Below are 15,689 nucleotides of genomic sequence, written 5' to 3' on the forward strand. Positions count from 1 at the left end.
CGTTTATGCTTGTTAAGGTTTAATAAAAATTAAGTCTTAATTTTTAGGCGACTTTATACGCAATCAAGCTACTCTTTTGGGGTAGTTTTTTTTGTGCCCATTTTTGGGCACTGGAGAGATTCATATGACATCTGGGGGTAAGAAGAGATGAAGAAAATGATTGCGATCGCTACATCGGCGGCCATGTTGGCCAGTTTTTCGAGTGAGGCAGGTTATGCTTTAGCAAGTGAGGCAAGCAAGGTAAATGTAACAAAAACAGTGGCGCAAAGTAAGGTTAACTTATTAAGCAACGCCTCGGTTATTCCGTTTGAGCTGTACGGCAAGGATGCTCTAAATGCCTATAATGAGGTTTTTAGAATGAATCCAGCAAATATTAAATCCATCACAAATAACGGTGGCAACTACTCAGGCTCGCCTATAGCTAAGGCTATGGATGGGGATATGAGCACGCATTGGGAGACTGGCAAACCGAATAGTTCAACGTTTACGAATGAGGTTGTGTTTGTTTTCAATGAGTCCACTGAATTAAATAGAATGGTATACGCGGCTAGGCAATCCGGTGCGAAAGGTAAAGGTTTTGCTCAAGAATTTGATATCTACGGCTCCACTACCGATGCGGGTGATTTTACGCTCGTGTCTTCTGGAGAATATACAGGCTCAACCGGTGATGTAGTGGAGATTCAGTTCGCACCTACGGCTTTTAAGAGACTTAAATTTGTCTTCAAAAAAGCGAACCAAGATTGGGCGAGTGCGGCTGAGTTTTCTTTTTATAAAGAGGATAGTGTCTCTGCTAAAATGAAAAAATTATTTACAGATGATACCTTGAGCCAAGTTAGTGCTGCCTTTAATACGACAGAGAAATTAACAGCTTTAGAGAATGAAGTGCAGGCACATCCACTGTATGCGCAGTTTAAAGAAGAGATAGAGAATGCAAAGATCCTTTTGAAGAACCATCAGGTAGAGGCAACGGCAGCCAAGGTTTCGAAGCTAAAAGGGTATGGAACAGCCTATGAAAATGCCTATAGCCAAGCTTATAGAATGCCGAATGCAAACGTATCAAAAGTAACGGTGAACGGTGGAAGCTACCCAGGTACGAAGCCTGAATATATGCTGGATGACCAGCCCACTACGCATTGGGAAACGAACAAAAACAATGATGCAAGCTTCACGAATGAAGTCGTGTTTGAACTAGCGCAAGCGGAAGTGCTGGACAGAGTGGCTTTTTTGGCTAGAGATAACCGCAAAGGATTCCCAGAGGCTTTTGAAATCTATGCATCAGAGACGAGTAAAGGAGAGACCTTCCAACTTGTATCTAGCGGAACCGCGATTAGTACCAATGACTTTCTGGAATTTAAATTCGAACCGACGAAGTTTAAAAGATTAAAATTTAAGTTCACAAAAGCTAATATCAACAGACCTTTTGCGGCTGAATTTAGATTTTATACAGAAGATAAAGTAAGCGAAGCTGTAAATGGTATTTTCACAGATGGAACGATGAGTGCGGTTGTGCCTGCTTATAATAGCGTCGAAGCAATCAACGAATTAGAAGAAGCGGCAAAAGTACATCCGCTCTATCCAATCCTGAAAGATTCTTTGGATTTAGCTAAGAGGCTAGTGAATGGTGAAGTTCAAACCGAAGGCACCATCATTGAGGCGGAACAACGTGGAGATATGAAAAAGCATGCGCAGGAAAACCTGAGAATTGGTTTTGGTACGAACAACCAGCCTACAGGTCTCGTTGCAATGCCTGGAGATACGATCAACGTTTATGTGGATGCAGCTTCTAACGATAAGCTACCTTCTTTAGTCTTTTCTCAACAAGAGGCCGCTTGGAATGTTTGGGCTAGAGGTGTGCAATTGCGTCCAGGTAAGAACATTATAACCGTTCCTGAATTTGCTATGAATAGTTATTATGCACATGAAGTGACTAAGGGCGGCACCGTTTATATCGTAAATCCCTATACAGCAGAGGAACAAGGGAAAGCGCCATTGATCCGCTTCGAAGGTTTAGAAAAGATTCCTTTTATGACCAAGACCACGGATCCAGAACAATTCAAAACCTTCTTAATCACATACAAACAAAGACTAGACGAAGATAAAGCGGCTCATCCAAATGTTCAAGATCGTAAACTCATAGATGTGGTAGAACTGGCCAGCGATCATGTTATTTTCACAGGAACGGCGACGGAGGCGTACAACAAATATATTACGCAAGGAAATAACCCGCTGGACACCGTAACTGGGTATGACACCTGGATGAAGAGTATTTTTGCCTTCTATGGCCTGGATGGCAGTAGCGAGATTCATGATGCCAAGCTAATTCGTGAGAATATTCGCTTGATGCAGCCTTATGGTGCGATGTATGCAGCGGGAGATCATACAGGGATCCAACTTGGAACAGTAGGAACCATGTTAGGTGATTTTAACAAAGCTTATCCGGGCTGGGGACTGAATCACGAAATCGGGCATCGCTTGGCTATGGGTGAACGGGAATATGGCGAAGTAACTAATAATATGGTGTCTATGTTTATGTCTGTCGCGGCGAATTCGATAGATAATCGTATACCGTATGAATCAGATATCTATAAATATGTCCTCGAAGAAAACAAAGTGGTTATGAATCAGCAGGGCTTATTTGCACAACTCGGAGCCTATTGGCAGCTGGAGCTGGCACATCCGGGATACTGGACAGAGCTGACCAAGCTATATCGGGAGCGGAAGGTCATCCTTACCAACGGTGACAATTCCAAGCAGCAGTATTTGGTGGAGTTCTCCTCCGAAGTACTGGGATTAGATTTAAGCAGCTATTTTGCCAGACATGGCTTCACTGTGAATCCTGAGACAAAAGCGAAAGTAGCCAAGTATCCGGCACCGCAAAAGTTATGGTATTTAAATAACTCGGTGATTAATTATGAGGGAACTGGAATAGCGGATAAAAATCTGGCCATTAAGGTTAATATCACACCTAACACCACGGCTAGAACGAACACGTTAAGTTTCAGTATAGATAAAGAGCTTAAGCAAGACTTTTTAGGATATGAAGTGTATAGAAATGATGTGTTAGTTGGTTTTACAGGAACTGAGCAATTTGTGGATCAGAATGTAGATGCGAGTATCAACTATACGTACAAGATCGTCGGTTATGATAAAAAGCTGAACCCACTGAAGCCCGTACAGGTTAAAGCCTTTAAGCCAGCCTTGTCTGTTGAAGATCAGCTCACTTTAAAGCTTAATCAAACCTTTGATCCGATGAGCTATGTAAAAGCGGCTAACTATCTAGGAAACGATATTACTGCAGATGTCTCTCTGAAAGCCAATAACGTTGATGTAACGCAAAAAGGCAACTACGAAATTGTATATGAAGTGAAAAGCGAAGGGGTTACGGAAACGAAAACCACACAGGTTACGGTAACGAGCGACTACGCCTATATTTCCGATCTCAATGCCAAGTCAGTCGTTGTAGGCTGGGGTGAATTAAAGAAAGATAAAGCCGTTTCCGGGGGAATCATAACCCTTGTTCGCCAAGGGTTGGCTGCGACGTACGCGAAAGGGATTGGTGTTCATGCCAACTCTGAGGTAGTTTACGATATTGAAGGTAAGGGTTACGACTTCTTTGAAAGCTACATTGGGATTGATCAAGCCATGAAAGGGAAACCTTCCTCGGCTACTTTTGCAGTGTATGTGGATGGAGAACAGAAATTTGAGAGTGATGTTTTCCGGGCAGGAACAGAACATCAATTTGTGAAAATCCCTGTGACTGGCGCAAGAGAGGTGAAGCTGGTTACAACAGATGCTAAGGATGGCAATGCTTCAGACCATACGGTATGGGCGGATGCGAAGTTCTCGAATAATTCAAGCAAACCTACCATTACAGTACCGGAAGAGACAACCTTCGTTAAGCTGAACAGCGAATTTGATGTGTTGAGCGATGTAACAGCTTTTGATACGGAAGATGGTAACTTAATTGGAGCCGTTGAAGTGCATTCAAATGGATTCACATCAAGCAAAACAGGGACTTACAACGTCGAGTTTTCAGTTACAGACTCAGATGGGAACTCCGCTGTGCAGGCCAGAAAGATTGTTGTATACAGCGCTAGTAAATACCTGAGTGATATAGATTGGCAATCGGCAAAAACGGATTATAATGTGGTTCGAAAAGATAAGGCTAGCTCTAACAATCCGATTAAGCTGCTGGTAAATGGCGAGGTCAAAGAGTTCGCTAAGGGCTTAGGAACCCATGCCAGCTCTGAAATCGTGTATAATCTGGCAGGTGCAAACTATGAATATTTTGAAACGTATGTAGGGGTTGATAGAAATATCCCTGAGCAAAGCAACTCCAGTGTAATTTTCAAAATTTTTGCCGACGGGGCAGAGGTTTATAACAGCGGACTGATGAAATTTGGTACAGAAGCCAAGCTTGCGCGGATACCTGTTAAGGATGTAAGTGAATTGAAGCTGGTGTTAGATAATGCAGGTAACGGAAATGCTTCAGATCACGGTGATTTTGCTGATGCGAAGTTTATGATCTTGAACAATACACCAGAGCTTACCATACCTAAATCTGTCTCAACCAAAGTGGGCCAAGCGATTGATATCAGTGAAAGCTATTCGGCAATGGATTCGGAAGACGGTGACTTGACGGCTCAAGTGAAGGTCACAGGCCAAGAGCAAGTTAAATTCAACCGGGCCGGAAAGTATCCAATCACTTACACAGTAACAGATAGTGATGGAAATACGACCACGAAGATTAGAACTATAGCCGTAGTAGACATGACGGACTTTACGTACCTGACGGATTACGACTGGAATTCTACTCAGAACAGCTATACTGCACCTTTGAAGGATAAATCTATTAGTGCAAATACGCTGAGATTAACAGATGAGAACAATCAGGTAGTGTCCTATGAAAGAGGAATTGGAGCGCACTCTAATTCGACGATTGTATACAATCTAAGCGACAAAAACGCGGACTATTTCACTTCCTATGTAGGTGTAGATAGACAAATGTACGGTTCTGTTGGTTCGGTGAGCTTTGAGGTGTTTGTCGATGGAGAGAAGAAATTCGATAGTGGGGTCATGGGTTCGAGAGATCCGCAGAAATTCATCGAATTGGATATTAATGAAGCAAAAGAACTGAAATTAGTCGTCACAGACGGGGGAAATGGCAACGGATCTGACCATGCTGCATGGGGTGGAGCCAAACTACATTTCGCGAATGGAGATCACTTATTCACTAGAGATCTCGAACAGGCGATTGCAGCGGCTAAAGCAATTTCTCTAGAAGGCTTCACACCTGAGAGCATCGCGGCATTTACGTCCAGCCTCTCGATAGCAGAGACAGTGTTGGCTAACTCTTCTGTTACGCAAAGTGAAGTAGACGAAGCTGTAGCAGCGTTGCAACAAGCAACCGAAGGTTTGGTCCAAATAGATCTTACGCAAGTAATTACTGTGGCGGACCCGTATTTAAGTGCTTCGATCAAGACTACATTGGGCGTAACTGGAGAATTAACATTAGGTGATATGTATAACCTTACAACGTTAACTAGCGAAACCAGAAGAGCCGGATCCTTGGAAGGTTTGCAGTACGCGAAGAACCTAGAGACACTTGATATTACTGGAAATGAAATTACAGATTTCTCCCCATTACAAGGATTAACTAAACTAACGAGCTTATTGGCCGACCCACAAATGGTAGAGGTAGGAGAATTTAAGGGACCTGTAGTTGAAGTGGCCAATCTGGTGAAAGGGCTCGATGGCAGCAAAGTGATCCCTAATTCGGCTGGAGTAAGAAACACTAGAACATCTAAAGAAATTGTGTTTGATATGAAGGAATGGGCTGCTAATCCGGATGTGTTCACTATTGACCTATCAAACGAGGAGAAAGGAACTTACATGCTGGGGTTAACTTACCAAGTCGCAGGTAATCTCGTGCAAATCATTTCTTTTATTGATAATAATTGAATTCCCAAGAAAGCAGGCGGATTGTGGTCTCTATAACCATGGTTCGCCAGTTTTTAAATGAGGGGTTTTTATGTAAAAATATCCATTTTGTCATATGACAAAAGAAATGACAACGCTCACTATAAGCGGTGTAGTCTTTTAACTATACTTAATCAGAAATGCGCCAAATTTAAATGAATACTCCAATTGAAGCTTTTTATACAAAGAAGTAAATAATGTATGCGGTTTAGAGGGAGGTGTTTCTGTGAAAATCATCATTGTAGATGATCATCCTTTAGTTAGAAGAGGGCTGGCATCTGTCATTGCAATGCAATCGGATATGCAATTTGCCGGTGAAGCTACGAATGGTCCGGAAGCACTTGATGTGATTGAAGAGACAAAGCCAGACATTGTCCTCATTGATCTTAAACTTGCTGATGAATCAGGACTGGATGTCATTAAGATAGCACGTACCCGCGGCATTGTTAGTAAATTCATACTGTTGACTTCCTCTGCGAGCAGAGAGGATTTTTTGAGGGCTGAAGAAGTACTGGTAGACGGATATGTTCTGAAAGAGGCACTGCCGGAGGAATTACTGTTTGCTATCCAGTTGGTGTACAAAGGGAGAAAATACTATGATCCTGGTCTAATGGAAGAAAAGATGCGAATGAGCGCCAGCAGTCCAACAGATGAATTGACACCAAAAGAGAAGGAAGTCCTGATTCAGCTTGGACAAGGTGCTTGCAATAGAGTGATTGCCACACGTCTTTTTATCAGTGAATTTACGGTGAAGAAGCATGTCAGTCAGATTTTAGCGAAGCTGCAGGTTACTGACCGGACACAGGCGGCATTGTGCGCAAACGCGATAGGATTAACGAAATATGAAATGTCTTATGAGTAGAACGGCAAGATCAGATGTTATAATGGCTTTAACTACTTTGCGAGATTGAGTATTCTGTCTAATTGTAATTAGGGAGTGCTGTTGATGTTTGAATTGCCAGGATACCAAACCTTAGATCTGATAGATAATACCGCAGATATCAGGTTATACAGACTCCTACGTCAAGAGGACGGCCTGAGGGTTATCGCTAAGACAACAATAGGAGAATACCCGGGAGCTGCCATGGTCGATGCTTTTCGTCATGAGTATGACATGCTTAAGCGACTTTGCGGTCGTGGTGCAATAGAGCCGTACAGTTTGGAAATTATGGCGGACCGACCAGTCCTTCTCTTAAAAGATATAGAGGGGAGTACCCTTGGGCAGATCCTGCGTATGCCTGTTAATTCACTGGGTCTTCCAGCGCTGCTTCGAATCGCTACAGCTATTGCTGATTGTCTTATGCAAATTCATCGTGAAAAAATAACACTAAATGAACTAACCCCCGCTCATCTAATCGTAAATCCCATTACTTTTGAAGTGAAATTTATTGATATAAGAATGTGTTCTACCGAAAACACCACGAGTCCTTTGTCACCGTTAAGCGGCCGGCCCGATGTTCTGCTTCCTTATATAGCTCCAGAACAAACGGGACGAACCGGAGTCAAACCGGATTACCGTTCTGACTTTTATTCGCTGGGGATCATCCTGTATGAATGTCTCTCGGGCAGCCGCCCCTTTGAGCTGCATGATGTTGTTGATATTGTATATCGTCATCTTGCAGATACACCTGAGCCTCTGCACCGCAGGTTCCCCACTATCCCTCTATCGGTCTCTGATATTGTTGGTAAATGCATGGAGAAAATGCCTGAAGCGAGGTATGCCAGCGCGTTCGGCATTAAATCGGATCTTGAGGAATGTCTATCCCGTCTAGAAGAATCCGGGCATATTGAGCCTTTTCCACTAGGAAGCTGGGATATCCCAGAGCGCTGGATGGTATCAGGACGCTTCTATGGAAGACATCTTGAGCAACAAAGCTTAAGAGAAGCACTGCAACGAGCATCACAAGGTGCCGTAGAGACGGTTTGGATTAGCGGGGAGAGTGGTATCGGCAAAACAACCTTTCTGAAGGAGACCCTTACAAATACAGTCTCTTTGGATGGTTTCTTCGCCAGAGGCAAATTCGAATCCCGACATACCTCACTCCCTTATGGCATCTGGCATCAAGTCATAGAAGAGTTGGTTAGTCAGCTGCTGATGGAAACAAAGTTGCAGGTGGAGGTTTGGAGGCTGCGTATTCTACAAGCAGTGGACAATTACGGTCAGTTGCTGATCGATTTTGTTCCTAAGCTTGAACTCTTGATTGGCCTTCAACCCTCCGTGCCTCCACTGCCACCGCTGGAAGCTCAGCATCGCTTTCAATTAATCATGAGCCGATTTATTCAACTCTTTCCTCATGAGGATCATCCTTTGATCTTGGTATTGGATAATTTGCAATGGGCTGATGATACGTCGCTGCAATATCTCACTTCGCTTATAGAGGATACAGCAACGACTCATCTGCTAATCGTGCTTTCCTATCGCAATCGGGAGATTACAAGGCTGCACCCGCTCAGTAGGCTGGAAAAACATCTGATTGACCGCAACGTAGCGATGAGCAGAATTTCTTTACAAGCGCTTGAACTCACCGATTTAAAACAACTGCTACTTGATGTTATGCGTTACGAGGCAGCTGACTTGGACGAGCTGGCGCGCGTGCTGCTTCATAAGACAGATGGAAACCCGTTATTTATTAAGCAATTCCTTCAAGATTTGATAGATGATCAGCGAGTGGAATTTGATGAGAATATTCGAAGCTGGAAATGGGATCTCCAGCGTATTACTGAATTGAATGTACCCGATAACGTAGCTTCATACCTTTCAAGTAAATTGCAGCAATTTCCTGAACAGACGGTATATGCACTTAGCAGAGCCGCATTTATAGGCAGCCTATTTGATTTACGTACACTTGCTGATATTACGGAGACACCGATAGAGACATTGAACGATGCGTTGGCGGTTGCTGTACATGGGCGCTTGTTGCAGCCCGTTAACGGGGAGGAATATCCGCATTATAAGTTCCAGCACAACCGCATTCATCAGGCAGCATATACTTTTATTTCCGAAGAGGAGCGTTCCGAGCTGCATTGGAGGATTGGTCTGTTATTGCTAGGCCGAGGCCCGCTTAGTGAAGGAACGACTCTATTCGAAGCTGTCCATCATTTGAATCAGGCACTTACATGGTTAGACCGCCCTGAAGAGAGGCTTCAACTAGTAGAGCTGAACTTACAGGCAGGGATAAAAGCGAAGCAAACAACCGCACATGAGACAGCCTTGCAATATATGCTTGAGGCAACGTCATTATTAGAGGAGCAGAGCTGGGAGGCGCATTATGGGCTGACCTTCCGGGTATTCCGTGAGAGGGCGGAGCTCGAATATTTATGTTCCCATTTTGATACGGCTAATGAATTATTCCATCTGTTAATTGATAAAGCTACGACAAATATGGATAAGGCTTACGTCTACGTAATGAAGGTGCAGTTGGAAGCAAGTAATGATAACCATGAAGAGGTGATCTCCTTAGGCCAGCATACCTTATCGTTACTGAAAGTGAAGCATCAATTTGATCCTGGTTATGCTCAATTGACGCTTCAATGGTTACGATTGCGGCATAGACTCAAGAAGGTCTCACTCGAATCGCTTACTCTTTTACCTCCAATGACTGATGAAGCACGTAGAATCGCAATGTCTACTTTAGATCATTCAAGCAATGCTTGCTTTTACGTCAATCGAGAAGGGTGGCTTGCTTCTTCCTTCACCATGATTGAATTAACGCTTGATTATGGGATGACTCCGGAGGCTTCCATTGGATTCATAGGTTATGCAATGTTTCAATATTATTACTTCCGTAATGATGAAGAGACATTCAAATGGGCCATGCTGGCGTTCAGCTTATCCGAACCCTATCCGAAACAGCACATGACAACCTTAGCCGCGTTCGCCATGTGCTACGATAGCTGGCGGCATTATGATCCTGCTATGCTCCATACGTTTACCGAGAAAGCTGGTAAAGTAGGACTGGAATCAGGTGACTTATGGAAGGGCAACCAGAATGTGTTGATCAACTGTGCCTCCCTTTTGCAATTTGGTCATCCTCTCGGCGATATCTATGAGCGATTAATTACTCATTCCGGTGATTTGCTGCGCCATAACAACAGTCTTCATTGTAAGCAGGCTATTGTAGCAGCGGCCATTCTTGTTCGCTTGACAGGTTATCGCTCTATAGATGATCCCTTTCCCATCGCGGAGATTAGCGAGCCTGCTTTTGCACAGTCGGTTCATGGGGACACCTTTGATTTTATACAAGAAATGGTCTGGATCTATCAATATTTGACGGGCTATGTATTTGGGGAATACCGAGAAGCCAGTGAGGCATTAGCCAAATCAGCGGCCATTATAAAATCACGCGAAGATGGCCTAGACAGTCCCATGCAGATCATGTATGAATGTTTAGTCTGGGCTCAGTTGTATGAGGAATATAACGCTGAAGAGCAACGTACATATCGGGCAAAAATGCGTAAATGCTTGAAGAAAATGAAAAAGCTTGCCAGGCGTTGTCCGGGGAATTATCAGCATAAATATCTGTTAATGAAGGCTGAGTTAACTCGTCTATCGCGAGATCCCCGCCAAGCTGAAGCATTGTATGAGCAATCCATTGAGAACGCTCGGATCCACGGTCATATTCACGATTTAGCGATGGCAGCGGAATGTTATGGTAAATACGGGCTTCGTCATGGCAAAATGCATCTGGCAAGAATCTATATGACTGAGGCCTATGAGGCTTATCTGCAATGGGGCGCAAAGGCTAAAGCGGCTGACCTGGAGCAGCAGCATCGCCATTTGCTGCATATTAAACGAGAGCCCGGGCTCGATCGTGTGGATTCCCTTTCTGTGGTAATGTCTGCCCAAGCATTATCCGGCGAAATGGAGATGAGCCGATTATTGGCCACGCTGATGCGAATCATGCTCCACAATGCTGGGGCAGAATATGGGGCTGTTATTTTTGATCATGACGGCAAATGGATGGTGGAAGCTTATGGGACCTCAGAAGCCCAGCATATCGAATCTGTTCCACTTGGGGAAGAATCGGGGTTGGTCCCGGCAGCGATTATAGCTTACGCGGCAAGAACACAAGAACAGGTTGTATTACATGATGCACTCAGTGAAGGAATATTTACACGTAATACTTACGTTAGGAATAATAGACTGAAATCGGTTCTATGTCTCCCCATCATGAATCAGAATAAATTGGTTTGCCTGCTCTATTTAGAGAATAATCTATCGCCGGGTGTATTTACTCCAAGCAGACTCGATGTGCTCAAGCTGCTTGGTTCACAATGCGCAATCTCAATCGCTAATGCCAAGCTGTATTCGGGAATCCAATATCTCAAAAAAAATCTGGAGGATCAGGTGGTAGAAAGAACTCGTAGCCTGGAGCGTTCGATGCGTGAAACATCTGCGGCGTTGGCCGAAGCTACTGTTTTTGAGGAACGCAATCGTATTGCCCAAGAGATTCATGATATTGTCGGGCATACCCTGACATCGACGATTCTGCAGATTGAAGCTGGCAAGCGGCTGCTTCAGAAGAAGGAGATAGACAGCGGCTTTCAGCGTCTGGCTGAGGCCCAGGATCTTGTGCGGCATAGCTTGAATGAAATCCGCGGCTCTGTCCATATGCTGAAAGAGGACAGGTATTCTGATCTAACCGTGATGCTGAAGCAGTTGATTCGAGATACAGAACGCAATGCAGGCGTTGTTGTTCATGCAGTTATTTATGATCTGCCGGAAGCCATGTCAACAGCCTATAAAAAGGCAATCTATCATGCTTTGCAGGAGGGCTTAACTAATGGGATCAGACATGGGAAGAGTGTGGAGTTCCATTTTAGTCTGGAGTCTGTTGGAGCGAACTTGCAGTTTAGACTCAAGGATTGTGGGCTAGGGATGAGTCCAATCGTGATGGGGTTTGGACTTAGGACGATGAAGGAACGGGTTGAGCAGCTGGGAGGCAGCTTATCCATCGATTCAGAAATGGATGAAGGCTGTTTACTGGAGATTGATCTGCCCATGCGAAGGGTTGTGGATAGAACATGAGTAAAATAAAAATTGTAATTGCCGATGATCAATTGTTGACGCGGGAAGGACTTCGCACCATTTTGGATCTGGAAGATGATATGGAAGTGGTTGGTGCTGCCAAGAATGGAGAAGAAGCTTGCGAGATGGTTGAGGCATTCCAGCCTGATCTGGTGCTGCTCGATATTCAAATGCCAGTTATGGATGGCCTTAGCGCCTTGAAACGAATAAAGCAGATTCGCCCGAACATCTTCATTCTGATTCTGACTACTTTTATAGAGACTGATTATATTGTAGAGGGAATGGCCTACGGAGCAAGCGGTTATATGCTGAAGGACATGGATGCAGATAAAATGATCGCTTCGATTCATGATACGTTATCCGGGCAATTTATTCTGCCAGCTCCGGTAGCAGCTAAACTGGCATCGAGGATGAACAGGTTAACAGAGGACTATGAACACTGGCAAAGATCGGGTCTGGATCGTATCAGTCTGACAGAACGGGAAGAGGAGCTGGCACAGCTCATTATCCGGGGACTGAACAACCGTGAAATCGCCGATACATTACATATTGCGGAAGGTACGGCGCGCAATTATATTAGCAATCTTTACAGCAAATTAGAAGTGGTTGATCGGGCCCAAGCAATTGTGCGACTGCAGGCTATTTTGTAATAATTGTTGCTGTTAACGAATTACTGTCGGGGCCAAATATTCAAACAGCGGGAGATTCCTCAGTATTCCAAATGTAACGGTCAGAATCAACATTATAGCCATAATTGCCTGGCTAAGAGGCCGGATTTGCTTCTTATTAGTAATCCAATACAACATATACAGAGGTGCTAAAATAAACAGCAACGGGTTAAATCTAAACGCTTGAATAACGTCGAACTTCAGCAAGGAAAGAATAACTCTTGTGACTCCACATCCGGGGCAATACAATCCAGTCCATTCATGAAATGGACAAGGGATACTAATATTGGTTAAGGGTATCCATGCTTTGAGATATACTACGCCGACGAGACTTAAGGACACACCCCAAAATAGTTTAGGATGTGTCCTTTTATAAATCGTAAACTTATACCAGTTTATTAACATCGGATTGTACCAAGGCATACGTGACAATACCCAGGCCAAAGAGTGTCAGGATCACATAAAGCACTGAATTATCTGACGGGTATTGGCCGCGCTGTCTTTGAGCTTCAGCAATATGTTTACCTACCTGATAGGCCCAAATGAAGCTCCAGATCCCGCACGTAACCAACGTTAGAAGGAAATGTTTTCCTCCTGTAAATGTATAGTCTCCACTCAGTTCGCCTACCTCATTGGTTAGAACAATAAACCAATAGATTGTATAGAGCCCACATGTAATTAATGACAAAATAATGGCGAATGCAACACTTCTGCGACTAATCATTACTCACTCTCCTATGTATTTACATAAAAATTCGACATTTCCATCTTATTGAATTAGGAAAAAATATACAAGACAATATTTGAGAATTACTGTCCGCTGTCGAAATCTAGACAAACTTACTGCTGATATCTAGTGGAAACCTTACCAAATATGAAATATACTTTTGAGGCTATGCACTGGAACCACAACTAGATTTACATTAACGAATGGAGGACACTTTGATGTCAACTTTGCCAAATTGCCCGAAATGTAATTCAGAATACACTTATGAAGATGGTAGTTTGCTCGTCTGCCCGGAATGTGCGCATGAGTGGAGCCTCGACACAGAGGCTGAAAGCAGTGAAGAGAACAAGGTTGTCAGAGATGCCAACGGAAATATTTTAAATGATGGAGATGCTATAACTATTATTAAAGACCTTAAAGTAAAAGGAAGCTCATCCGTTCTGAAGATAGGAACAAAGGTGAAAAACATCCGTTTAGTGGACGGAGATCATGATATTGATTGCAAAATCGATGGTTTTGGAGCTATGAAATTAAAGTCCGAGTTTGTTAAAAAGATCTAAAAAATAAAAATCAGCTTAACTTCAACAGAAGTAGGCTGATTCTTTATTTTAAACGTTATCTATTAATCTCAACAATCTGATTTCGTCCGGCATTTTTTGCTTGATATAAGGCTTTGTCCACTGATTCGAATAAATCATTTAGTTGATTGGTCAGGCTTTCTGTATATTGTGCTGCAAAATTACTAATGGACAGCAGTCCCATACTAACAGTAATCGAGAGGGAATGAGCAACATCCTCTACATGTACTTTATTAGCTTCTATTATAGATTTGATATGTTTTGCTAAGTGGTTTGCTTGTGTTTGATCTGTATTTGGTAAGTAAATGATAAATTCTTCTCCGCCATAACGCGCCAGAACATCCGTCTCCCTCAACGTTTTCTTAATTACCTCTACCGTGCTGCAAATGACGACATCACCGATTAAATGGCCGTAATTATCATTCACTGTTTTGAAAAAGTCGATATCCAGAAGGATGATAGCAAAAGGCTGCTTGAGTTTCATATTTTCTATGATCTCATGCTCTAAGTGCAACGTTAAGTAATGACGATTATAACAACCGGTTAGGCTGTCCGTTATGGCCATCTGCTTAAGTTTTTGGTTAGTCTGCGATAATTCATCCTGGATTTCAGTTAATGTAGCATTACGCTCTTGCAGGGTCTCGTTCTGGTGATTGGTCTCGGCTATGAGGCGATGCAGCTCGCTTCTGTCCTGAAAAGTGAGAATGCGTCCAACCCTGATTCCACCTACCACAATCGGCGCCGCAGTAATGTTAATGTATGCATCGAGTGAGGTGTAGAATAGTTCAACCTCAGTCCTCTCCATGGGCTGGTTCAAGTATGTATGAAGGAATAAATCGAAAGCTCCGGAAGTTTGCTCTATGGGTGCGATGGTCGACACGTCAAAGTGAGCACCGATTTGCAGATGGATTTTTGGAAAAAGCGAGCGATTGATTTCTACTACAGTCTCACTATCATCCAGTACAAGAATTCCTTCTGTAATTGTGTCAATGATATCCTGATGGGCGATGGTTACGAGATCAAATATTTTATCCCGATGGATAGCAATTACGAAAAAGATTGCCGAGATTAAGATCCCCAGAGAGGTCAGCCCTGGAATAACTGGATCAGATTTAAGCAATACCACATTAAGAAAAACATCCAATAAAATAAATACCGTTAGCACCAGCACCCCTTTGAGCACATGAGCAACCTGTTTTTTGATCCGCTGTGTAGTGTTTGAGACTAGCGCTGAATAGATGATATACAGAGAAATCATTACGCTGGTGGTTAAGAAGATAATAAGCAGCCAAAAAATCGGACCATAATATCTTTCGATATATCCGCCGTTCATAGGGAGAACAAAACTTCCGTTTGGATTGGCGATCACCCCTACTAAGATCAAAGCTGCGAGAATGTATAGGATCAATGTGTTCTTTTTTCGAAGAAGATGTGAATTCCCGGTGAGTAGTACCGTGAACAGAAGCCAGCCAATCGTTAACAGAACCGAGTCGATAAAAGCGATCTTTACATAAAACAATTGAAACTTGGGATCGTCGGTCGTTTTGATAGCGAATTGGCAGAAGGGCCATAACATCATAGTAAAATGAAAAACTAAGTATGCTTTATGTAGGTTAGTGATAGTTACAGACGCAAATATGTAGATGAACAAAGCGAACAAAACAAAAAATAATAACAAATCAATCCATGTCATGATATTCATTTCAGTG

The 15,689-nt window shown here is 43.2% G+C and carries 8 protein-coding genes; 5 read left to right on the top strand and 3 right to left on the bottom strand.

The window, feature by feature from the left end:
* Positions 1-147: 147 nt before the first annotated feature.
* The 4 genes from MHH63_RS24905 (at position 148) to MHH63_RS24920 (ending at position 12,657) form a co-directional block, all read left to right on the top strand.
* Positions 148-5,961, top strand: coding sequence for an NPCBM/NEW2 domain-containing protein (locus MHH63_RS24905; RefSeq protein ID WP_076191586.1), 5,814 nt, complete (start codon positions 148-150; stop codon positions 5,959-5,961).
* Between the two features lie 244 nt (positions 5,962-6,205).
* Positions 6,206-6,841, top strand: a complete 636-nt coding sequence (locus MHH63_RS24910) for a response regulator (RefSeq protein ID WP_076124152.1) — start codon at positions 6,206-6,208, stop codon at positions 6,839-6,841.
* 84 nt (positions 6,842-6,925) lie between these two features.
* Positions 6,926-12,007: an AAA family ATPase gene (locus MHH63_RS24915; protein ID WP_341172208.1), complete on the top strand. Its 5,082-nt coding sequence runs from the start codon at positions 6,926-6,928 to the stop codon at positions 12,005-12,007.
* Complete coding sequence (locus MHH63_RS24920; protein WP_076191591.1) at positions 12,004-12,657, top strand: response regulator; 654 nt, start codon at positions 12,004-12,006, stop codon at positions 12,655-12,657. Before MHH63_RS24915 ends, MHH63_RS24920 begins: the two co-directional genes overlap by 4 nt.
* Positions 12,658-12,669: 12 nt before the next feature.
* Here the strand turns inward: MHH63_RS24920 and MHH63_RS24925 are convergent, their stop codons facing one another.
* Entirely contained in the window at positions 12,670-13,098 is a 429-nt protein-coding gene (locus MHH63_RS24925; protein ID WP_305953674.1) for a DUF2752 domain-containing protein, read from the bottom strand.
* Positions 13,061-13,399: a DUF4234 domain-containing protein gene (locus tag MHH63_RS24930; protein WP_051491231.1), complete on the bottom strand. Its 339-nt coding sequence runs from the start codon at positions 13,397-13,399 to the stop codon at positions 13,061-13,063. The genes MHH63_RS24925 and MHH63_RS24930 overlap by 38 nt, the downstream gene beginning before the upstream one ends.
* A gap of 221 nt (positions 13,400-13,620) precedes the next feature.
* Here MHH63_RS24930 and MHH63_RS24935 point away from each other — a divergent pair, with 221 nt between their 5' ends.
* The gene (locus tag MHH63_RS24935; RefSeq protein WP_036682263.1) at positions 13,621-13,962 is read left to right on the top strand and encodes a zinc ribbon domain-containing protein YjdM; all 342 of its coding nucleotides are present in this window, start codon (positions 13,621-13,623) and stop codon (positions 13,960-13,962) included.
* Between the two features lie 55 nt (positions 13,963-14,017).
* On the opposite strand, the gene MHH63_RS24940 is transcribed toward MHH63_RS24935, so the two are convergent.
* Positions 14,018-15,682: a histidine kinase N-terminal 7TM domain-containing diguanylate cyclase gene (locus MHH63_RS24940; protein ID WP_076191593.1), complete on the bottom strand. Its 1,665-nt coding sequence runs from the start codon at positions 15,680-15,682 to the stop codon at positions 14,018-14,020.
* Between the last annotated feature and the right edge of the window lie 7 nt (positions 15,683-15,689).

Source organism: Paenibacillus sp. FSL H3-0310 (assembly GCF_038002785.1).
Lineage (GTDB): Bacteria > Bacillota > Bacilli > Paenibacillales > Paenibacillaceae > Paenibacillus_AQ > Paenibacillus_AQ odorifer.

Coding starts and splice junctions, on each gene's coding strand:
- MHH63_RS24935 (WP_036682263.1), top strand. CDS start 13,621: ATGTCAACTTTGCCAAATTGCCCGAAATGTAATTCAGAATACACTTAT.
- MHH63_RS24920 (WP_076191591.1), top strand. CDS start 12,004: ATGAGTAAAATAAAAATTGTAATTGCCGATGATCAATTGTTGACGCGG.
- MHH63_RS24905 (WP_076191586.1), top strand. CDS start 148: ATGAAGAAAATGATTGCGATCGCTACATCGGCGGCCATGTTGGCCAGT.
- MHH63_RS24940 (WP_076191593.1), bottom strand. CDS start 15,682: ATGAATATCATGACATGGATTGATTTGTTATTATTTTTTGTTTTGTTC.
- MHH63_RS24915 (WP_341172208.1), top strand. CDS start 6,926: ATGTTTGAATTGCCAGGATACCAAACCTTAGATCTGATAGATAATACC.
- MHH63_RS24930 (WP_051491231.1), bottom strand. CDS start 13,399: ATGATTAGTCGCAGAAGTGTTGCATTCGCCATTATTTTGTCATTAATT.
- MHH63_RS24925 (WP_305953674.1), bottom strand. CDS start 13,098: ATGCCTTGGTACAATCCGATGTTAATAAACTGGTATAAGTTTACGATT.